The 21,398-nt window shown below is 59.3% G+C and carries 20 protein-coding genes and 2 tRNA genes; 10 read left to right on the forward strand and 12 right to left on the reverse strand.

Annotated features, from left to right (window positions below):
• The first annotated feature begins 35 nt into the window (after positions 1-35).
• The 4 genes from J3353_RS05505 (at position 36) to J3353_RS05520 (ending at position 1,915) form a co-directional block, all read left to right on the forward strand.
• Positions 36-692, forward strand: coding sequence for an HAD family hydrolase (locus J3353_RS05505; protein WP_207684353.1), 657 nt, complete (start codon positions 36-38; stop codon positions 690-692).
• Positions 693-842: 150 nt separating this feature from the next.
• Positions 843-1,511, forward strand: coding sequence for a hydrolase (locus J3353_RS05510; protein ID WP_097769909.1), 669 nt, complete (start codon positions 843-845; stop codon positions 1,509-1,511).
• Between the two features lie 161 nt (positions 1,512-1,672).
• Positions 1,673-1,749 (forward strand) — tRNA-Met (locus tag J3353_RS05515).
• 91 nt (positions 1,750-1,840) lie between these two features.
• Positions 1,841-1,915 (forward strand) — tRNA-Glu (locus J3353_RS05520).
• 131 nt (positions 1,916-2,046) lie between these two features.
• Here the strand turns inward: J3353_RS05520 and serS are convergent.
• From serS to rpmH, 12 genes are all read right to left on the reverse strand, one after another.
• The gene (serS, locus tag J3353_RS05525) at positions 2,047-3,378 is read right to left on the reverse strand and encodes a serine--tRNA ligase (RefSeq protein WP_156062311.1); all 1,332 of its coding nucleotides are present in this window, start codon (positions 3,376-3,378) and stop codon (positions 2,047-2,049) included.
• Between the two features lie 243 nt (positions 3,379-3,621).
• Entirely contained in the window at positions 3,622-4,491 is an 870-nt protein-coding gene (locus J3353_RS05530; RefSeq protein WP_207684354.1) for a ParB/RepB/Spo0J family partition protein, read from the reverse strand.
• Between the two features lie 3 nt (positions 4,492-4,494).
• Positions 4,495-5,346 (reverse strand): ParA family protein, encoded by an 852-nt coding sequence (locus J3353_RS05535; protein WP_207684355.1) that lies wholly within the window; start codon positions 5,344-5,346, stop codon positions 4,495-4,497.
• A 193-nt stretch (positions 5,347-5,539) separates the two neighbouring features.
• Positions 5,540-6,334 carry a ParB/RepB/Spo0J family partition protein gene (locus J3353_RS05540; protein WP_207684356.1) on the reverse strand — a complete coding sequence of 265 codons (795 nt, stop codon included), beginning with the start codon at positions 6,332-6,334 and terminating at the stop codon, positions 5,540-5,542.
• Between the two features lie 157 nt (positions 6,335-6,491).
• Positions 6,492-7,199: a 16S rRNA (guanine(527)-N(7))-methyltransferase RsmG gene (gene rsmG, locus J3353_RS05545; protein WP_207684357.1), complete on the reverse strand. Its 708-nt coding sequence runs from the start codon at positions 7,197-7,199 to the stop codon at positions 6,492-6,494.
• A gap of 138 nt (positions 7,200-7,337) precedes the next feature.
• Entirely contained in the window at positions 7,338-9,212 is a 1,875-nt protein-coding gene (mnmG, locus tag J3353_RS05550) for a tRNA uridine-5-carboxymethylaminomethyl(34) synthesis enzyme MnmG (RefSeq protein ID WP_207684358.1), read from the reverse strand.
• A gap of 174 nt (positions 9,213-9,386) precedes the next feature.
• Complete coding sequence (mnmE, locus tag J3353_RS05555; protein ID WP_207684359.1) at positions 9,387-10,757, reverse strand: tRNA uridine-5-carboxymethylaminomethyl(34) synthesis GTPase MnmE; 1,371 nt, start codon at positions 10,755-10,757, stop codon at positions 9,387-9,389.
• A gap of 129 nt (positions 10,758-10,886) precedes the next feature.
• The gene (gene jag, locus J3353_RS05560; protein ID WP_207684360.1) at positions 10,887-12,008 is read right to left on the reverse strand and encodes an RNA-binding cell elongation regulator Jag/EloR; all 1,122 of its coding nucleotides are present in this window, start codon (positions 12,006-12,008) and stop codon (positions 10,887-10,889) included.
• Positions 12,009-12,013: 5 nt separating this feature from the next.
• Positions 12,014-13,096, reverse strand: a complete 1,083-nt coding sequence (locus J3353_RS05565) for a YidC/Oxa1 family membrane protein insertase (protein WP_117505974.1) — start codon at positions 13,094-13,096, stop codon at positions 12,014-12,016.
• Positions 13,097-13,358: 262 nt separating this feature from the next.
• Positions 13,359-13,658: a membrane protein insertion efficiency factor YidD gene (gene yidD, locus J3353_RS16465; RefSeq protein WP_207684361.1), complete on the reverse strand. Its 300-nt coding sequence runs from the start codon at positions 13,656-13,658 to the stop codon at positions 13,359-13,361.
• Entirely contained in the window at positions 13,655-14,053 is a 399-nt protein-coding gene (gene rnpA / locus J3353_RS16570) for a ribonuclease P protein component (RefSeq protein ID WP_035393239.1), read from the reverse strand. The genes yidD and rnpA overlap by 4 nt, the downstream gene beginning before the upstream one ends.
• A gap of 247 nt (positions 14,054-14,300) precedes the next feature.
• The gene (rpmH, locus tag J3353_RS05580; protein ID WP_005929142.1) at positions 14,301-14,435 is read right to left on the reverse strand and encodes a 50S ribosomal protein L34; all 135 of its coding nucleotides are present in this window, start codon (positions 14,433-14,435) and stop codon (positions 14,301-14,303) included.
• Between the two features lie 386 nt (positions 14,436-14,821).
• Between rpmH and dnaA the strand changes: the two genes are divergently transcribed.
• From dnaA to gyrB, 6 genes are all read left to right on the forward strand, one after another.
• Positions 14,822-16,144: a chromosomal replication initiator protein DnaA gene (gene dnaA, locus J3353_RS05585; protein ID WP_005929139.1), complete on the forward strand. Its 1,323-nt coding sequence runs from the start codon at positions 14,822-14,824 to the stop codon at positions 16,142-16,144.
• Between the two features lie 400 nt (positions 16,145-16,544).
• Positions 16,545-17,651, forward strand: a complete 1,107-nt coding sequence (gene dnaN / locus J3353_RS05590) for a DNA polymerase III subunit beta (protein ID WP_097773091.1) — start codon at positions 16,545-16,547, stop codon at positions 17,649-17,651.
• Between the two features lie 11 nt (positions 17,652-17,662).
• Positions 17,663-17,878 (forward strand): RNA-binding S4 domain-containing protein, encoded by a 216-nt coding sequence (locus J3353_RS05595; protein WP_005937022.1) that lies wholly within the window; start codon positions 17,663-17,665, stop codon positions 17,876-17,878.
• 3 nt (positions 17,879-17,881) lie between these two features.
• Positions 17,882-19,003 (forward strand): DNA replication/repair protein RecF, encoded by a 1,122-nt coding sequence (locus tag J3353_RS05600; protein ID WP_097769896.1) that lies wholly within the window; start codon positions 17,882-17,884, stop codon positions 19,001-19,003.
• A gap of 87 nt (positions 19,004-19,090) precedes the next feature.
• Positions 19,091-19,342, forward strand: coding sequence for an extracellular matrix regulator RemB (gene remB, locus J3353_RS05605; protein ID WP_005929118.1), 252 nt, complete (start codon positions 19,091-19,093; stop codon positions 19,340-19,342).
• A 56-nt stretch (positions 19,343-19,398) separates the two neighbouring features.
• Positions 19,399-21,393 carry a DNA topoisomerase (ATP-hydrolyzing) subunit B gene (gyrB, locus tag J3353_RS05610; protein ID WP_005929115.1) on the forward strand — a complete coding sequence of 665 codons (1,995 nt, stop codon included), beginning with the start codon at positions 19,399-19,401 and terminating at the stop codon, positions 21,391-21,393.
• The last annotated feature ends 5 nt before the right edge of the window (positions 21,394-21,398 follow it).

The raw sequence follows: 21,398 nt of genomic DNA on the forward strand, positions 1-21,398 counted from the left end.
TAAAGCTATTTGTTCTTAGGAGAAGTAAAATTGTTATGATTCATACGGTATTATTTGATTTAGACGGCACTTTGCTGAACACCATCGACGACCTGGCTGATGCAGGCAACTGGGTGTGTGCACAGCATGGGTGGCCGGAGTTTACGGTGGAGCAGTTCAAGCACATGGTGGGCAACGGCATCCCGAAGCTCGTGGAGCGGTTTTCGCCCGCCGGTGCCCGCACACCGGAGCAGCTGGCCGCTACGCTGGCGGAGTTTACCGCCCGGTACGATGCCCACAAGGAGGACAAGACCGCGCCTTACCCGGGCATTGCTGCCCTCATTGACGCGCTGAACACCGCAGGCGTGCAGTGCGCGGTGTTCTCCAACAAGGCTGACCCGCTGTGCGGCAAGATCATCGAGCATTATTTCGGGGCAGGTCGGTTTGTTCTGGTGCGGGGCAGCCGCCCGGGCGTGCCCACCAAGCCCGACCCCACCGGTGTTTACAGCCTGATGCAGGACCTGCACGCAGACCCTGCCAGCACCCTGTTTGTGGGCGACAGCGATGTAGATATCCTGACCGGGCACAATGCCGGTCTGCCTGCCATGGGGGCGCTGTGGGGCTTCCGGGGCCGCGCAGAGCTGACTGCTGCCGGAGCCGATGCACTGGCCGGCGTGCCTGAGGATATTTTAGAATACGTTAGAACACATTAAAGGAACGACCCTCTCCGGTGCTGTGAAGCACGGACGGAGAGGGTCGATTTTTATTTGCAGACTGTTCACAGGATGTTTCTTGCATAAACTCCCCTGTTTTCCTATAATATAGTTCCTATTTGAAACAATTGAGAAACGGAGGACTTGCCCATGGCAGCTGAAAAGAAAACTTCCCCCAACGTAGAGAGCCGCCTGCGCCACAACATCCTGAAAATGCCCCAGGAGGTGTATGCCGCCAGCGGCATCGTCATCAACGGGCGGCGGCTGAAAAGCTTTGTATTCACCACCGACCTTGCCATCATCCGCAACTGCGACGCGGACGCGGTGTTCGCGGTCTATCCTTTCACGCCCCAGCAGGCCATCAGCGATGCCATCATCAAGGCATCCTACATCCCGGTGTTCTGCGGTGTGGGCGGCGGCACCACCCACGGCGTGCGCACCCTGAACCTTGCCCGCGACGTGGAGAGCCAGGGTGCCATGGGCGTGGTGCTCAATTCCCCCATCTCTGACCTGAACCTGCTGGCGGTTTCGCGGGTGGTGGACATCCCGGTCATCATCACAGTGACAAAAGAGGACACCAACATCCAGAGCCGCATTGATTCCGGGGCATCCATCCTGAATGTGGCCTGCAGCACCGACACGCCCCGGGTGGTGGCAAAGATCCGGGAGCAGTTCCCGGATGTGCCCATCATCGCCAGCGGCGGCAAGACCGGCGAGAGCATTTCCGCCACCATTGCGGCGGGTGCCAACGCCATTACCTACACGCCGCCCTCTCCGGCAGTGCTGTTCAAGGAAATGATGGAGAAATATCGGGAATGATTTACGCAAGACGCTGTAACGTTTTTTCTGTTACAGCGTCTTTTTTATGCCACGGAAGGAGATATTTCAGAAATCTTTGAATTTTTGCGAAATAATTGTTGACAAATCGCGGCCGATTGGCTATAATAATAAAGCACTGTTCAAGTGCACAAAATAAATATGGCGGTATAGCTCAGTTGGCTAGAGCATTCGGTTCATACCCGAAGTGTCACCGGTTCAAATCCAGTTACCGCTACCACGTTACAGAGTTTCGCTAAGATAAGGGGGACGGTCGTCCGCAGTAGTGGATGATGGATGTCGGAGGTTTTAGCGAAGCTCTGTGTTTTTGAGGCCCGTTGGTCAAGCGGTTAAGACACGGCCCTTTCACGGCTGTAACATGGGTTCGATTCCCGTACGGGTCACCAAAAAGCTTCTGATTGAAAAAATCAGGAGCTTTTTTCTTTTTGTTTTTCTACACAACAAAACCCCGCCGTCTGCATCACGCGGACGGCGGGGTTTTCAACATTTTATGAGTGCTTTGTGGAAAAGCTCAGGCTCAGCCCTTCTTGTGGGTGGGAACCATAACTTCCAGGCCGCCCATGTAGGGCTGCAGCACCTTGGGGATGGTCACGGAGCCATCGGCCTGCAGATGATTCTCCAGGAAGGCGATCAGCATACGCGGAGGAGCCACGCAGGTGTTGTTCAGGGTGTGGGCCAGATAGCTCTTGCCGTCCTTGCCCTTGACGCGGATGTGCAGGCGGCGTGCCTGTGCATCGCCCAGGTTGGAGCAGGAGCAGACCTCGAAGTACTTCTGCTGGCGGGGGCTCCAGGCCTCGATATCGCAGCTCTTGACCTTCAGGTCAGCCAGATCGCCGGAGCAGCAGTTCAGCTGGCGCACGGGGATCTCCATGCTGCGGAACAGCTCCACGGAGTTCTTCCAGAGCTTCTCGTACCAGTCGGCGCTCTCCTCGGGGCGGCAGACCACGATCATCTCCTGCTTCTCGAACTGATGGATGCGGTAGATGCCGCGCTCCTCGATGCCGTGTGCGCCCTTCTCCTTGCGGAAGCAGGGGCTGTAGGAGGTCAGGGTCAGGGGCAGAGTGGCCTCGTCCAGGGTCTGGTCGATGAAGCGGCCGATCATGGTGTGCTCACTGGTGCCGATCAGGTACAGATCCTCGCCCTCGATCTTGTACATCATGGCATCCATTTCGGGGAAGGACATCACGCCCTGCACCACGTTGCCGTGCATCATAAAGGGAGGAATGACATAGGTGAAGCCCTTGTCGATCATAAAGTCGCGGGCATAAGCCAGCACAGCCTCATGCAGGCGGGCAATGTTGCCCAGCAGGTAGTAGAAGCCATTGCCGGCAACGCGGCCAGCAGCATCCATATCGATGCCGTCAAAGCTCTCCATGATCTCGGTGTGGTACGGGATGGGGAAATCGGGCACCACAGGCTCGCCAAAGCGCTGAGCCTCCACGTTGTAGGTGTCATCGGGGCCGATGGGCACACTGGGGTCGATCATCTGGGGGATGGTGTACATGATCTCCTGGATGCGGTCAGCCAGCTTGGCTTCCTCGGCTTCCAGCTCTGCCATCTTGTCCGCATCGGCCTTGACGGCGGCGTTGTTGGCATCGATCTGTGCCTGCAGCTGGGCCTTCTGGGCCTCATCGGTGCACTTCTTCAGCTGACCGAACAGGGGGCCGTTGGCCTTGCTCAGCTTGTTGCGGGCAGCCTTCAGGCTCTCAACTTCCTTCAGGCACTCGCGGTACTTTGCGTCCTTCTCGATGACTTCATCCACCAGAGGGAGCTTGGCATCCTGGAACTTCTTCTTGATGTTTTCCTTGACAGCATCCGGGTTGTCACGGACAAATTTGATATCAAGCATGATTTACTCTCCTTACTCTATTTCGGTTCGCATGGGGCGGGTGGGCCCTTTCCCATGCCGTTCAAAGGCGGCGTGCGCCTTAGATCGCTATGTTTTTCTTCTCGGGCAGGCTTGCCTTCGTACAACCTCTCAGTCGGGCTTGCGCCCGCCAGCTCCCCTAGCAGGGGAGCTTCTGGCGTATACGAAAAGCTTCCATCGGCTGCCAAGGCCTCTCCTACTGGGCAACAACAATGGCGGAGAGGTTTAATCCTCAACCTGATATTGCCCTAATAAGTTTGCAAAAGCCTTCAGCTGCTCATCCGAGTAGAAATGGACGGTCAGCTTGCCCTTGCCATCGTGGTAGGCCACATTGACCTCACTGCCCAGCGCCTGCTTCAGGCTCTCCTCCACCTCCACAGGCAGGGTGCCGCGCGGGACAGGCTCCACAGGCTCTTTGGGGGGCTTGGCCAGCTTCTTGCACAGGGCCTCTGCCTGCCGGACATTCAGCTCATGGTCGGCAATGATCTGTGCCGCCTGCTCCTGCAGCTCCGGGGTGGGCAGGCCTAACACCACCTTTGCGTGGCCCGTGGTGAGGAAACCGCTCTTCAGCAGCTCCAGCACCGTTTCGGGCAGGTTGAGCAGACGCAGGCTGTTGGCCAGCGCACTGCGGCTCTTGCCCAGTTTGCGGGCGGCCTGCTCCTGGGTCAGGTCACAGTGGGTCATCAGCTCCCGGATGCCCAGTGCTTCTTCCACCGGGTCCAGATCCTCGCGCTGAAGGTTTTCCACCAGCGCCAGCTCCATGGCCTGCTCATCCGTGACATCCTTCACGACGACAGGAGCCTCGGTCAGGCCCGCCATCCGGCAGGCACGCCAGCGGCGCTCACCGGCCACGATGAGATAGCGGTCTACCCCGTGGGGCCGCACCGCGATGGGCTGCAGCAAACCGTGCTCTGAGATGCTGGCCGCCAGCTCTGCCAGCGTTTCCTCATCAAAGGTCTTGCGGGGCTGAGCCGGGTCCGGCTCGATCTCCCGCAGGGGCAGCGTCTCGATCCGGTTATCGGACTCAAAGCTGGGGGCTGTGTCCTCAAACAGACTTTCCAGGCCCCGGCCCAGTCCTCCTCTTTTTTTTGCCATAGGTTACGCTTCCCCCCGCTTCACTTGTTCCAGTGCGCTTTTCTGCTCGGCGGGGGCACTGTTCCCTTTTGTGCGGCGGCGTGCCGGTTCATGCGGGCGGTTGTTCTTTACGAACTCAATGGCGAGATCCATATAGGCCTCGCTGCCCTTGCCCTTGGGCTCATAGAAATTGATGGGCTGACCGTAGCTGGGCGCTTCCGAGATGCGGATGGTGCGCGGGATGGTGGTCTTGTAGACCTTGGTGCCAAAATACTTTTTGACCTGATCCACCACCTGCAGCGTCAGGTTGAACCGCCCGGAGAACATGGTGAACACCACGCCCTCGATGTCCAGATAGGGGTTGTACTTCTTGCGGATGGTCTTGAGGGTGCTGATGAGCTCCGACAGGCCCTCCAGTGCGTAATACTCACACTGGATAGGGATAAGCACGCTGTCACAGGCGCACAGACCGTTCAGGGTGAGCAGATCCAGGCTGGGCGGGCAGTCCACAAAGATGAAGTCGTAATCCTTCTGCACTGAGGCCAGCGCCTTGCGCAGGCGGCTTTCGCGGCCCGGCAGATCGATCATTTCCAGACCCGCACCCGCAAGCCGGGTGTTGGAACCGATGACATCGGTGCGGAACTCGGTCTTGCGGATGGCATCCTTTGCCTCCGCCTCACCGATCAGCAGCTCATAAGTACCCACATCGACACTCCGCTTGGGAATGCCGTAACCGGTGGTGGTATTGCCCTGCGGGTCCAGATCGACGATGAGCGTCTTTTTGCCCAGAGCCGCAACGCAGGACGAAAGGTTCACGGCCGTGGTGGTCTTGCCCACGCCGCCTTTTTGGTTTGCAATTGCAACGATTTTAGCCACGCTCTTTGTTTCCTCCCGGGAAAATTATTTGTTCCACGTGGAACATTCGAGGCCGGGCCCCGCTGTTTTCCCACCAGCAAGGCCCCTTTAAAGACTAGTATAGCACATCAGCGCGGCTTTTTGAACCTGTTTCCTGATTATTTTGCGTAAAAACCCTGTGGAATTGCATTTTTTGTGAAAATTGCGATGCGTTTTATCTTTGCGCGGCTGCGGTTGGAATGCGCACCGTGTATTCGATATAGCCGTCCCGCTCTTCCCTGTGGGCCGTAGCAGGCACACCGTTGTCCGTCATCAGCCGGATGGCATGGTCGATGGTGTTGACAAAGATGCGCACATCCTTGACCATGGAGATGCGGTGCCTGCCCGGGGCGGCGGCATTGAGCAGCTGTTCAATGTACAGGTCGGTCTGCCGGGCATTCATCCGCCGCTTGGCAATGGTGATAAGAGCTTCGCTCCGCCGGTTCTCGGGCAGGCGCAGGACAGCCCGGGCGTGGCGCTCGGTCAGGCCATTGTCCAACACGAACTGCCTTTGGTCGGTGGTCAGCTGCAGCAGCCGCAGCTTGTTGGCAAGGGTGGGCTGTGCCATGCCCAGCCGCTTGGCCGCCTCGGCCTGGGTGCAGTCCCAAAGGGCGATCACATCCCGCAGGCCCTGCGCCTGCTCAAAGGGGTTCAGGTCTTCCCGCTGGATGTTTTCCAGCAGACCCAGAGCCGCCGTCCGCTGGTCGCCGCAGTCGCAGAGGATGGCCGGGATGGTCTCCATCTTGGCCAGCTTGCAGGCGCGGAGCCGCCGCTCCCCTGCCACCAGCTCGTAACCACCCTCGACCTTCCGCACCGAGATGGGCTGAAGCAGGCCGTTTTCCCGGATGCTCTGGGCCAGCCCCGCCAGCTCCTTTTCATCAAAAACAGTCCGGGCCTGAAACGGCGAGGGATGGATGCTTTCCACAGGCAGGGTGTAGATCTTTCCGGCAGATTTCTTCCATTCAAACATGATTCTTTCCCCTTTCGCTGAAATGTGACACAGTTTTCCACCGTTTCCCGGGAAACAGTGGAAAACTCACTCATTGCAGTTCCAGTGTACCAGAAATCAAAAAGCCCTGCCAGAAGAATCGTTCGGCAGGGCTTGGCATTTATCTTGCGGTTTTGCGTTATTTCAGCGGAGATTTTGCGATCTTTCCACCGTTTCTGGGGTAGGCTGTCGGAGTTTGCGAAATCTTTTTGCAGAGGATGAGGGTGCGGGTATCGCCGCCCGGAAGATGCAGGGTACGGGTCTCCTTGTACTCGCCGCCCAGCTTCCGGATGGCACCGCGGGCCGCAGCCAGCTCCTCCTCGCCGGAAGCGCCTTTCATGGCAAGAAAGCTGCCGCCCACCTTGACCAGCGGTAAGCAGTACTCGGCCAGCATGGGCAGAGCCGCCACCGCACGGGCAGAGGCCAGATCAAACTGCTCCCGCCATGCTTTGCGGGCGGCTTCCTCGGCGCGCTCCTTGGCAAACTCCACCCCGGTCAGGCCCAGCTGAGCGCAGGCATACTTCAAGAACTCCACCCGCTTGCCGGTGGGCTCCATCAGGGTCAGCTCCAGCTCGGGCTTGTAGATCTTTGTCACGATGCCCGGGAATCCGGCACCGGCACCCACGTCCACCATCTTCCCTGCCACCTCGGGCTGGCTGGCAAACAGCAGGCTGTCGAGGAAGTGCTTGTCCTCAATGCCCTCTGGATCGGTGATGGCGGTCAGATTGACCTTCTGGTTATAGTCCACCAGGATCTGCGCAAAGGCATCCAGCTGGTCCAGCTGGTCCCCGGTCAGCGCAATGTTCCACATGGAACATTTTTGCTCTAATCTGTTCTTGTCGATCATTTATCTGTCCCTTTTCGTTTGAGGCAATTCTTTTCTCTTTTTATCAATGGCTCCCCTATCAGGGGAGCTGTCGCCGCAGGCGACTGAGAGGTTGTACAGAGGTTCTGCCCTCCTTCGTCCAACCTCTCCGTCAGTGCATCAGGTTTTCTCTCTGACTGTTAAAGCAATGCTCAGCTGCGCCACATCGGAGGGCGAAACGCCGGGGATGCGGCCCGCCTGCCCCAGATTCTTCGGGCGGATGCGGGTCAGCTTCTCACGGGCCTCCAGCGTCAGGCCGGTCAGGTCAGCATACTCAAAATCTGCGGGGATCAGGGTCTTTTCGTGGCGGGCCACGTCACGGATCATCCGATCCTGCCGGGCAATGTAGCCTGCGTACTTGATCTCGGTCTCCAGCCGCTCGGCCAGCATGGGGGTGATGCCCTCGCCCCAGCCGATCACACCCGCCAACAGCGGATAGCTGATCTCGGGGCGGCGGAGCAGTTCTTCGGCAATGCCGCCCTCCGCGGCAGGGGGCAGCCCGGCTGCTTCCATGGCAGCGCGCAGGTCAGCAGTGCGCAGGTGGGTCTCGTGCAGGCGGCGGCGCTCCGCCGCCAGAATGCTCTGGGTGTGCTGGTATTTTGCCCAGCGGTCATCTTGCACCAGACCATACTCCCGGCCAATGGGGGTCAGCCGCTGATCGGCGTTGTCCTGCCGCAGGGTCAGGCGGTACTCGCTCCGGCTAGTCATCATGCGGTAAGGGTCCATGACCCCCTTGGTGACAAGGTCATCCACCAGCGTGCCCAGATAGCTGGTCTGACGCTCCAGGATCAGCTGGCTCTCCCCTTTTGCACTGCGGGCGGCGTTCAGACCTGCCAGCAGACCCTGGGCGGCGGCTTCCTCGTAGCCGGAGGTGCCGTTGAACTGGCCTGCACCATACAGGCCCCGCACCACCTTGCTCTCCAGCGTGGCTTCCAGGCTGGTCGGGTCTACGCAGTCATACTCGATGGCGTAGGCTGGGCGCATGATCTCAATGTGTTCAAACCCCTGAATGCTCCGGTAAAAGGCGTTCTGCACATCCTCAGGCAGGCTGCTGGACGCCCCCTGCAGATACATCTCCTCTGTGTTCTCTCCGCAGGGCTCCACAAAGATGGGGTGCCGGTCCTTGCCCGCAAAGCGCACCACCTTATCCTCAATGGAGGGGCAGTACCGGGGGCCAACCCCCTCGATCATGCCGCCATAGAGCGGGCTGCGCTGGATGTTGTCCAGAATGATCCGGTGGGTCTCGGGGTTGGTGTAGGCGATCCAGCACTCGACTTTGTTGTGCATGGGTGCATCCGTCAGAAAGCTGAAGGGCTGAAGTTCACTGTCCGGGTCGCCGGGCTGGCACTCCAGCTTGGAGAAGTCGATGCTTCTCCGGTGGACGCGGGCAGGGGTACCGGTCTTGAACCGCCGCAGGGGCAGACCGGCGGCTTTCAGGCTTTCGGTCAGGGCATTGGCGGCGTGCATCCCGTCAGGGCCGGAAGCATACCACGCATCACCGACAAAAATCTTTCCACCCAGATTGGTGCCCGTGGCAATGACCACACACTTTGCCCTGTACTCCCCATTCAGCTGGGTCACAACGCCCTTGACATGGCCGTTCTCCACCTCAATGCCCACCACCTCGGCCTGATGGATGGCAAGGCCGGGCGTGAGTTCAAGGGCGTGCTTCATATATTCGTGGTAGCGCTTGCGGTCGGTCTGAACGCGCAGGGCATGAACGGCAGGGCCTTTGCCCTTGTTCAGCATCCGGCTCTGCAGGTAGGTGGCATCTGCCGCAAGGCCCATCACACCGCCCAGCGCATCCAATTCGCGTACCAACGTTCCTTTTGCAGTTCCGCCGATGCTGGGATTGCAGGGCATGTTGCCAATGGCATCCAGACTCATGGTAAACACCGCCGTTTTGGCACCCAGCGTGGCAGCAGCGTGGGCCGCTTCAATGCCAGCGTGGCCCGCGCCTATTACGATCACATCGTAATCTCCAAGATGATTCATACTTTTCCTATACTTTCCTCTATGGTTCAATCTGCTGTTACCCGGCAGAGCGGCTGGAAGTTTCTCCGAGGACCGTCCGCTGGGGTGGGACCCTGTTGCCGCAGGCAATAGGGCGGGCGATGGAATGGCCCGTTTCGTGTCCGAGGAGAAAGCTGCCAGACGGGCTGCCCTCCGTTACTTCCCCACGCAGAACCGCTCAAACACTTCATTGATGACATTCTCCGACGCATTTTCGCCGGTGAGGTCACAGAGAGCATCCAGCGCATCGTCCACACAGACCGATACGGCATCCAGCCCGAACCCGCCGCTGACCGCATCCAGCGCACCGGCCACTGCATCCCGCGCGCGGGTGGCGGCGGCAAGCTGGCGCTGGCCCGAGAGGCTGGCAGCGTGGGGGTCGATGTTGTTGGTGCCCAGCAGGCGGGCAACGGCAGCGGCGATCACCCTGCGGCTCCCCTCTTCCTGGCAGCAGACCGGGATCACCATGGCAAAATCGCCTGCAATGATCTCTGCGTCAAACTGAGTGGGCTTGTCCTCTTTGTTGACCAGTGCAATGGCCGGGCGGCCGGCACACCGCTGCGCCAGCGCAAGATCCTCCCGGGTCAGGGGCTCAGAGCCATCGAACACCGCCAGGATCAGTCCCGCCTCTTCCAGCTTTTTCCAGCTGCGGCGGATGCCTTCGGCCTCGATCGCATCCTCGGTCTCCCGCAGACCGGCCGTGTCGAACAGGTTCAGCCGGATGTCCCCCAGCCGGACGGCCTGCTCCACCACATCCCGGGTGGTGCCCGCCACGGGGGTGACGATGGCCCGGTCGAACCCGGCCAGCAGATTGAGCAGGGTGGACTTGCCCGCATTGGGCCGCCCCACGATGGCACAGTCCACACCCTCCCGCAGGACAGCACCGGCATCATAATTCCGGATGAGGGTGTCCAGCTCTCCCTTCACGGCAGTCAGGGTGGATACCAGCTGGGCATCCTCCAGTGCGGGAACGTCCTCCTCGGGGAAATCCACCCAGGCAGTCAGATGGGCCTGCAGGGCGGTCAGGGCATCCTTTTCAGCCCCGATCTTCTTCGCCAGCGCGCCGTTCAGGGAGGCATTGGCCAGCGCCGCACCCTGTCTGCCATCGGCAGAGATCAGGTCCATAACGGCCTCGGCCTGGGTCAACCCCAGCTTGCCGTTGAGGAAGGCACGGCGGGTGTACTCGCCGGGGGCGGCGGGGGCGGCACCGGCTGCGATGCAGCTTTCCACCAGCCGCCGGGCCACCGCACTGCCGCCGTGGCAGGAAAGCTCCACCACATCCTCGCCGGTGTAGCTGTGGGGTGCCCGGAAGAAGAGGGCCACGCCCTCGTCAAAGGCTTCCTCCCCTTCCATGAAATGCCCAAACAGAGCGGTGTAGCCCTTGGCATCTTCTACCCGCTTTGCCGGGTTGGCCGGGCAGAACACCTTTGCCGCCACGGCATAGCTCTCCGGGCCGGAAAGACGCACCACGGCAATGCCGCCTGCGCCGGGCGCGGTTGCAATGGCCGCGATCGTTGAATGTTCCATGTTGGTGCTCTCCCTCCGCTCTCAAATCAGAATTATTGTATCACGAAGCGACGAAAAAGGAAAGAGACAAAAAGCCCCCTTCCAGTTTTCCACCGGAAGGGGGCAGCATTGTGCAAAACTCAGCGGAGTTTACAGCTCGATCTTGCCAAAGCTGAAATCGGCAAAATCATCCACGCGCTCGGTGCGCTTGGGTGCCACGGGTGCGGCAGTTTCTGCGTCACGGGGAGCATAGGTGCGCTCGGGCACGCTGGAAGGACGGGGACCGCGGCTGCCTGCGGGGCGGCCATTGCGGGGACCGCCATTCCGGGAGCTGCTGCCACGTCCGCCGCGGAAGCCGCCATTGCGGTTGCCGCCGGGGCGGCGGCCATTGCCCCGCGGGCGGCGCTCGCCATAGGTGTTGTCGGTCTGGGCATCGGGAGCAGTGGAGTAGATGACCACACGGCGGTCACGGCCTTCCCCCTTGCTCTCGCTGCGCACACCCTCCATCTTGCCGATGGCAGAGTGGATGATGCGGCGCTCGTAGGGGTTCATGGGCTCCATGGCAAAGCTGCGGCCGGTCTTGCGCACCTTGTTGCCAATGCGCTGTGCCAGCACGGTCAGGTCATTTTCACGCTTATCGCGGTAGCCGGCCACATCCAGGCCCAGCTTGATGTAATCGCCTTCCAGACGGTTGGCCACCAGGCTTGCCAGATAGGACAGGCTCTCCATGGTCTCGCCGCGGCGGCCGATCAGGGCACCCAGCTTCTCGCCATCCAGACGGATGATGGTGGCCTCGCCCTTCTGCACGGCGCTGAAGGTGACATTCTCCACGCCCATCAGGGCAATGACTTCCTTCAGGTAGTCCACAGCGGCCTTGACCTTGGCGTTCTCTTCGATGTTGATGGGAACTTCCGGCTCCTCATCTTCGGCGGCGGGGGCTGCAGTCTCCTCAACGGGAGCGGCCTCCTCTGCCACAGGGGCAGCGGCCGGCTCCTCGGCCTTGGGTTCCTCAGCGGGAGCTTCCTCCACAACAGGCTTCACCTCAGGCTCCACCTTCTCCTCCACCACGGGAGCGGCCGGGGCATCGGGCTCTTCCACGCTCACACGCACCTTGGCAGGGGTGGTCTTCAGGCCCAGAAAACCGGTTTTCTGGGGCATTTCGAGCACTTCATAGCTCACATTCAGGTCGTCGGCCTGCACGCCCAGCAGGGCGCAGGCTTTTGCGCGTGCTTCATCGACCGTCTTGCCGGTCGCTTCCTGAGTACGGATCATAACCGTCAATCCTCCTTTTTGTTTTCCAGCTCGCTCAGCGGAACGGTGCGCTCGTCCTTATAGCGCTCCTCATCCAGCTTGCGGGCATACTCCAGGCGGCGCTTGTTCATTTCGCTGGCGGAGATATTCTTCTCTACGACCTCGCCGGTCTTTTCATCCGTGACCTTGATGGTGGTGCTCTTTACACCACGCTTCTGCTCCTTCTTGCGGGCAGCCATCTCGGCGGCGACCTCTGCCTTCATCTTCTCAGGGTCGTAGATCTTCTTCATCAACAGGCTCTGCACGGTCATCAGAATGTTGGAAACAACGTAGTACAGAGAGAAAGCGCTGGGCACGGTGAAGCAGAAGAAGACGTACATCAGCGGCATCATATACATGGTCAGCTTCATGCTGCCCTGCATCTCCTGGCCGCTGGCCTTCATGCTGATGTGGGTGGACAGGAACATGGTCACGATCGCCAGGACCGGGAGGATCAGCAGGGGCAGGTTCTCTGCAGCCAGGCTGTACTGGGGCACACGGGTCAGGTCGATGCCAAAGAAATCCATGTGCTGGCCGAACTCGGTGATGGTAGCCACCTGATCCGGGGTGAAGCAGGAGGAGACGGTACTCTCGCCTGCAATGACCTGTGCAATGATGTTGGTGTCGCGGGTCACGGTGGTAAAGCTGATGCCCATGGCAGTCAGGGCCTCACCTGCGGCGGTCAGGGCATCGGCACCAATGTGGAAGATGCGCTGCAGCGGGCGGTACACCACCTCGATAACGCCGAACATGACCAGGAAGTTGACCAGCATGGGCATACAGCCTGCGGTGGGCTTGTAGCCCTGCTCCTGCAGCTTCATCAGCTCTTCCTGCTGCTTTTCGGGCTTGTCGCGGTACTTCTTCTGGATCTCGGCCACCATGGGCTGGAAAGCGCTCATGCGGGCCATACTCTTCTGCTGGTTGAGCTGGAGGGGGATCTTGATCACGGTGATGAGCAGGGTGAACAGGATGATGTCCCAGCCGTAGTTGGGGATCAGCTTGTAGATCCACTCCATTACATAGCCCAAGGGCCAGCCCAGGATGTACAAAGGATTCATAGTTTCGTCCATTCTGCCCCGCCTGTGGTGCGGGACGTTTAGATTTTTATGAGAAGGACACCCCGCCCACAGTGCGGAGCGTCACAAGAAGCAAAAGAACGGATTAAACCTCTCAGTCAACGCCTGCGGCGTTGCCAGCTCCCCTAATAGGGGAGCCCTTGGCAAAACCGTCAACTGGATCGGGCTGCCAAAGCCTCCCCTACCAGGGGAGGTGGCATTGCGAAGCAATGACGGAGAGGTTGTACAAAGGAGCCGTGTATCATAAGCACGCTGCTTAACCGTGCCGCCCCCGGAACAGCTTTGCCGGAGATAGCTTTCTCTCCTTGCTCACCCAGCGGCCTTTGGGCGGCACCGGGTCAAAGCCCCACCGGCCAAGCGGGTTGCACCGGGCGATGCGCCAGGCGGTAAGCAGCAAGCCCTTGATGCAGCCATGGGTCTGGATGGCTTCTATGCCATACTGGCTGCAGGTGGGGGTAAAGCGGCAGTTGCGGCCCAGCCCCGGGCTGACAAAGCGCTGGTAGAACCGGATGGGCGCACAGAGCGCGTTCCGGCAGACGCGGGAGACAGGATTCACTGTTTTGCGGCCCGGTCTGCGGGCGGGACCGTGGCAGGGGGCTTTGCGCCAGGCTGCTTTGCCTTGTCGGGCAGGCCAGCCTGGGCAAAGAGCCTGGCCACCACTTCGCTGAGCTGCCAGCTCTTCAGGCGGGGGGTCATGCCCCGGGCCACGAACACCAGATCATAGCCGCCGATGTTCTGATCCAGATGCTCATCAATGGCAGCCTTCATCACGCGGCGGGCGCGGTTGCGTTGGACGGCATGGCCGATCTTTTTGGTGGCTGTCAGGCCCACGCGGGTCTTTTTGCCGCGGGTCTTGAGCACATACAGCACCAGCGCCGGGTTCACATAGGACTTGCCGCGGGCATACACGCGGCCAAACTCGCTGTTGCGGCGGATGGGACGATAGCGCACTGCTCCGTCGCCTCCTTTTCGGTTAAAAAATCGCAGAACTTCCCTAAAGGCAAAGTTCAAAATTCAGTATAGCAAAAAAACGCCGACATGAAAAGGCTGTCCGGGCGTTTTTTGTGCCAAATCTTTTGCCAAATTTTTAGTCATTCCGCGCGCAGAACGTCCAAAATAAGAAAAAGACCGCCAATTCTGGATCAGCAGTCTTTTGTGCGCATGTTCAATTCTGCGCCGGATCCCTGGCAAAGCGGGATCAGACGGTCAGGCTCTTGCGGCCCTTAGCACGGCGAGCATTGATGACCTTGCGGCCGTTCTTGGTGCTCATGCGGGTCAGAAAGCCATGAACTTCCTTGCGATGACGCTTCTTGGGCTGAAAAGTTCTCTTCATGGTTGTATCCTCCGTAAAAACTCGTCCCCGGTAATGGGGTATTTCTGGTCCCAAATTGGGGACAGGCTTGCAATTCAACAGTATATCGCACACTATCCCCTTCTGTCAAGCATTTTTTTCACTTTCCAGCAAACTTTTTTCAAATTTCTTTGTGAAAAAGCTTTCAACTTTTTCACCGGTTCTCCGTGGAAAACTTTTCTTCCACCATATCTTGTGGCCAAAAACCGCCTTGGACACAAGAGCCGCGAGGGCACGATGGAGCGTCTTTTCTTATGTATTATAAATTACATTATAGAATATAGACGCAGGGAGATTTTTGTGGTATACTAACGGGGTATCAGCAGCATTGTTGAAAACTTCGACCAATTCAATGGAGTGGATGTTTTATGGATTCTTTCAAGGACGTTTTAGAGGCCGCCCAGGCATACTGCAAAACGCAGATGGCCGAGCCGACCTATAATCTCTACATCGACGGACTTGAGCCCATCAGCTTTGAGGACTCGAGCCATATCACCCTGTCGGTGCGCAACGATTTCATCTGCAAGATCGTCACCGACCGCTACCTCGGCCTGCTGAAAGAGGCCTTTAAGACCGTGCTGGGCTTTGACGTGGACATCACGCTGGTGGTGCCCAGCACCCCGCCCCATGAGGTGGTGCTGGCCCAGCAGTACGAGGCAAACCCCGCCTCGCCCCAGGGCAATTACGAGTTCACCTTCGAGAACTTCATCAAGGGTCCCTCCAACCAGTTTGCGTTTGCTGCGGCGCAGGCGGTTGCGGCCAACCCCTCCGGAGCCTATAACCCGCTGTTCATCTACGGCGGCTCCGGTCTGGGCAAGACCCATCTGCTCACGGCCATCCAGACCGAGATCAAGCGCACCCACCCCGATTTTGTTATCATGTACGTTACCTGCGAGCAGTTCACCAACGAGCTGATCGCCGCCATCCGCGCCGGCAGCACCGAGGACTTCCGGATGAAGTACCGCGTGGCCGACCTGCTGCTGGTGGACGATATCCAGTTCATCGCCGGCAAGGAATCCACCCAGGAGGAGTTTTTCCACACCTTCAACTCCCTGCACGATGCCCACAAGCAGATCGTGATTGCCTCTGATCGCCCGGCCAAGGAGATCAAGAGCCTGGAAGAGCGCCTGCGCACCCGCTTTGAATGGGGCCTGACCGCCGATGTCCAGCCGCCTGATTTCGAGACCCGCGTGGCCATCGTCAAGCGCAAGGCCGAGCTGCTCCACCTGGATCTGCCCGAGGACGTGGCGGAATTCATCGCCAACCACCTGAAAAACAACATCCGCCAGCTGGAGGGCGCAGTGAAAAAGCTGAACGCCTACTACATGCTGGAGGGCATCCAGCCTGTCATCAGCGTGGCACAGAATGCCATCAAGGACATCCTCAACGAGACCCAGCCCGTGCCCGTGACCATCGAGAAGATCGTGGGCGAGGTCTCCCGCACCTTCAACGTCTCCCCTGCCGACATCCGGGGCACCAAGCGGAACGCCAACGTTGCATCCGCCCGCCGCGTGGCGATCTATATCCTGCGCGAAGTCACCGGCATGAGCATGGAGGAGATCGGCCGGGAGTTCTCGGGCCGTGACCACTCCACCATCGTCTACTCCCTCAAGACCATGGAGCGGGACATGAAGAACGACCAGCACCTGCGCGAAACCGTCAGCGACATCATCAAGAACGTCAAGGCCTGACGGGAAAACAGGGGCAAAAGTCATACTCTCACAGGGGATAAAACCCCAAATATGGGGAGAAATGCAGGGGAATCCGGGAAAACAGAACAAGATATTGTGTTCAGACGACAAAGTTCTCCACTCTTTCCACCGAGTTTTCAACATTCAACTTCTGTTTTGCACACCCGCCGTGGAAAGAAAAGCAGCTCCAGCCCTTTCCACAAACCTTTCACACTGCATTCACAAGCCGGTGGAAAACCACGGAGCCGCACCATTCCACACATTTTCCGACTTTTCCACATCTTCCCCAGCCCCTACTACGAATACTACAACAAGTTCAATATAGATTTGGAGGTTTTGTCCCTGTTTTATGGGAGAAAGAACCTCAAAACTTGAATCCAAAATAAGGAGAGACGCACAATTGAACATCATCTGCGATAAGACCCTGCTGAGTGCAGCTATTGACGGCGTTTCCAAAGCTGTTACCCTGCGCTCCACCATCCCGGTACTGGAGGGTATCCTGCTGAAAGCCGAAGGCTTCCAGCTCACCCTGACCGGCTACGACCTGGAAATGGGCATCGTGACCACCATTGATGCCAATGTCAAAGAGCCCGGCGAGGTGGTGCTGAACGCCAAGCTGCTCAGCAGCATGGTCAGCCGGATGCCTTCCGGCCAGATCAACATCCAGTCTGCTGAAAATGGGAAAACCACCATCCAGAGCGGTGTGGCACAGTTCGAGATCCAGTCTATGAACCCCACCGATTTCCCCGAGCTGCCCAACACCGGGGCCGAGGAGACTCTGAACATCAAGACCGGCGTGCTCCGTGATATGATCGAGCGCACCCTGTACGCCGTCAGTCAGGATGAGAAAAAACCTGCACATACCGGTGAATTATTTGAGATCTCGCCGGATAAGCTGACCGTTGTTGCGCTGGACGGCTACCGTTTGGCCATTGTGGAGCGGCCGGTGGAAGCCATAAAGGAGATCCGTATCATCGTGCCCAGCAAGACCATGAACGAGGTCTCCCACCTGCTGGCCAACGACGACGAGGAGACCGTGCACATCTCCGCAAACCGCCGCTATGTGGTGTTCACCACCGCCGGCTACACCATTATGAGCCGCCTGATCGAGGGCGAATTCCTCAACTACCACAACGTGATCCCCAATGGCAGCCGCACCAGCGTGGTTCTGGACACCAAGGAATTTATCGAGACCATCGAGCGCGCCTCCCTGATCATTACAGAGCGTTTAAAAAATCCCCTCCGCATCAGTTTTACAGAGGGTAAAGTGGTGGTCCGCTGCCAGACCAATCTGGGCCGCGTGGTGGATGAATTCAACGCGCAGTGCGAGGGCGATGAGGTGGAGATCGGTTTCAACAACCGCTATCTGCTGGATGCCCTGCGCAACGCCCGCACCGAGCAGGTCAAGCTGGAGATCAGCGGCCCGCTGAGCCCGGTCAAGGTTCTGCCTACCGAGGGCAGCGACTTTTTGTATCTGGTCCTGCCTGTCCGCTTCAAGAATGATTGAGAGGCATAAAAATGCAAAAAATTCTCATCCATACGGAATTTATCAAGCTGGATGCCCTGCTGAAATATGCGGGTCTGTGTGAGACCGGCGGCGAAGCCAAGGAGCTGGTGCAGGGCGGTGCTGTCAAGGTAAACGGTGAGGTCTGCACCATGCGGGGCAAAAAGTGCCGCGCCGGGGATGTCATCGAGCTGGACGGCCAGACCGTGGAAGTGGGACAGGGCCAGTAAACCATGCGCCTGCTTTCCTTAGAAGTAACGAATTACCGCAATATCGCATCGGCAAGCCTGACCCCGGGCCGGGAGCTGACCGTGATCTGCGGCAACAACGGCCAGGGCAAGACCAACCTGCTGGAGGCCATCTGGCTGTTGACCGGCGGCAAGAGCTTCCGGGGCGGCAAGGATGCAGAGCTGGTGCGGCGGGGGGAGCCTTTTGCCGTGCTGGAAGCCTCCACGCTCCGGGCACAGCAGGAGGAACAGGAGCCTGACGAGCCGAACCGTGTCCGGCTGACGGTGGGCACCCCGGATTCCCAGCGGCCCGGGCGGTACGCCTCGGTGAACGGGGCAGCCCCCAGGCGGGCAGCAGGGCTTGCCGGCAGTTTTCCGGCTGTCGTGTTTGACCCCGGCCACCTGAGTCTGGTCAAGGGAGCGCCCGAGGGGCGGCGCAAATTTCTGGATGCCGCCCTCTGCCAGCTCTACCCCGGCTACCTGACCGTGTACCGCCGCTATCTGCGGGCCCTGCAGCAGAAAAACGCTCTGCTGCGCCGCTCCCCTGCCGGGCAAGAACGTCCCTACGCCGAAAAAATGGCCCTGCTCGAGGTGCTGAACACCGAGCTTGCCGCGCAGGGGGAAGCCATCCAGCAGCGGCGGCGGGCCTATCTGGAACGGCTGGCCCCGCTGGCCTGTGCCAATTACGAGGAGCTTTCCCATGGGGCGGAGCGGATGGAGCTGCGGTATGCCGCCCAGTTTGAGCCGGGTGGTCTGGCAGCCCTGCTCAAAGCCCGCCAGAACGAGGAAGTACGAGCCGGGCAGAGCCTGTGCGGCCCCCACCGGGAAGATCTGGAGCTGCTGCTGGACGGCCAGCCCGCCAGAGTGTTTGCCAGCCAGGGGCAGCAGCGCAGTGTGGTGCTCAGCCTGAAAATGGCCGAAGCCGCCGCCGCTGCCGCCATCACCGGGGAGCACCCCGTCCTCTTGCTGGACGACGTGCTCAGTGAACTGGATGATGGCCGCAAGCAGTATCTGCTGACCCGGATGCGGGAAAAGCAGACCTTCGTCACCAGCTGTGACGATACGGCTTTCCTGAAAACGGATGGCGAGGTCTACCGCATGAACGGCGGTGTCCTGAGCAAGATTTAAAATGGAAAAATGTTGCATCACTGCATTGCATAGAATGCGGAAAATGCGACAGAATATGCAGCCTGCACCTGCGGGAGAATATACGCAATGTATATCCATCTGGGCCGGGACTATGTCCTGAATGACCGTGATATCATCGGCATCTTCAATCTGGAGACCACCACCGTCTCCCCCCGGGGGCGGGAATTTCTCAACTATGCCCAGAAGAACGGGGCCGTGGTCAGCCTTTCGGATGACCTTCCCCAGTGTTATGTTCTGGCCGATGCCCCCGTGGACACCGTTTATCTTTCGGAGCTGTCCAGCGCGGCCATGAAGCGGCGCACCGAAATGTCGTTCTGAAAAAATCAACAACGATCCAATCGATTGAAAAAATATCAAGTAAAGGGAGAAAGGATATGGCAGAGGAAATCATCACCAGCACCAATGTGGAAACCGCGACCGACCATGAGTATAATGCCAGCGAGATCCAGGTCCTGAAGGGTCTGGAGGCCGTGCGCAAGCGTCCCGGCATGTATATCGGCTCCACCGGTGAGCGGGGCCTGCATCATCTGGTCTACGAGATCGTGGACAACGCCATTGATGAAGCGCTGGCTGGCTACTGCAACCACATTGAGGTCAAGATCTTAAAGAATAACATCATTCAGGTCACCGACAACGGCCGCGGCATCCCCGTGGATATCCAGGCCGATACCGGTCTGCCCGCCGTCACCGTCGTCTATACCATCCTGCACGCAGGCGGTAAGTTCGGCGGCGAGAACTCCGGCTACAAGGTGGCCGGTGGTCTGCACGGTGTCGGCGCGTCCGTGGTCAACGCCTGCTCTGAGTGGCTGACGGTCAATGTCCGCCGCGACGGCCATGAATACGAGCAGACCTTCCGCCGCGGCGACCCGGACGGCCCCCTGAAGTGTCTGGGCACGGTGGCCGAGGGGGTCACCGGCACCCGCGTTACCTTCAAGCCCGACCCCGAGATGTTCAAGGACACCACCGTCTATAACTTCGAGACGCTGGAAAAGCGTCTGCGCGAAGAGAGCTTCCTGAACGCCGGTGTCAAGATCACCCTGACCGATGAGCGGGAACTCTATACCCCCGTTCTGGAGGACGGCCAGGAGGGCGACCCCTGCTACCGCACCGAGGTCATGTGCTATGAGGGCGGCATCAAGAGCTTTGTCACCTATCTGGGCGAAAAGCGCAATCTGGAGGTGCTCCACCCCAATGTCATCTACCTCAAGGGCCAGACCGAGCGGGGCATGGCCGAGATCGCGCTGCAGTATAACTCCAGCTACAACGAGCTGCTGCTGAGCTTTGCCAACAACGTCAACACCCCGGACGGCGGCACCCATGAAGAGGGCTTCCGCACCAGCCTGACCCGTGTGTTCAACGATTACGGCCGCAGCCACGGCCTGCTGAAGGATAAGGACGAGAACCTTTCCGGTTCCGATGTCCGCGAGGGCCTCATCTGCGTCATCTCCGTCAAGCTGCAGGAGGCGGAGTTTGAGGGCCAGACCAAGGCAAAGCTGGGCAATACCGAGATCCGCACCCTTGTTTCCAACATGGTGTACACCAAGCTGATGGAGTTCTTTGAGGAGAACCCCGGCGTGGCAAAGGCCATTTTTGAAAAGGCCACCCAGGCAGCCCGCGCCCGTGCTGCTGCCAAAAAGGCCCGGGAGCTGGTGCGCCGCAAGAGCGCGCTGGAGACCAGCCGGATGCCCGGCAAGCTGGCCGACTGCCGTGAAAAAGACCCCACCCGCACCGAGATCTTCATCGTCGAGGGTGACTCTGCAGGCGGCTCTGCCAAGATGGGCCGTGACTCCGCCATTCAGGCCATCCTCCCCCTGTGGGGCAAGATGCTGAACGTGGAAAAGGCCCGCGCGGACCGCATCTACGGAAACGATAAGCTGATGCCCGTGGTGCTGGCTCTGGGCTGCGGCATCGGCGAGGAATTCGATATCTCCAAGCTGCGGTATGATAAGGTGTTCATCATGGCCGATGCCGATGTCGATGGTTCTCACATCTGCACCCTGATGCTGACCTTCTTCTTCCGCTATATGCGCCCCCTCATCGAGCAGGGCCATGTCTATGTCGCCCAGCCGCCCCTGTTCAAGGTGCAGAAGGGCAACACCATCAAGTACGCCTACAACGATGCTGAAATGGCCATCCTCTCGCAGGAGATGCCCGGCGCAAAGGTCAACCGCTATAAGGGCCTTGGTGAGATGAACCCCGAACAGCTGTGGGAGACCACCATGAACCCCGACAACCGCGTCATCGTTCAGATCACCATTGAGGATGCCGAGAAGGCCGATGAAGCCTTTACCATCCTGATGGGCGACCAGGTGGAGCCCCGCCGCCGCTTTATCGAGACCAACGCCCAGTACGCGAAGCTGGATGTGTAATTGGA

Source organism: Faecalibacterium sp. Marseille-Q4137, assembly GCF_017377535.1.
In the GTDB taxonomy this organism is placed as follows: domain Bacteria; phylum Bacillota; class Clostridia; order Oscillospirales; family Ruminococcaceae; genus Faecalibacterium; species Faecalibacterium duncaniae.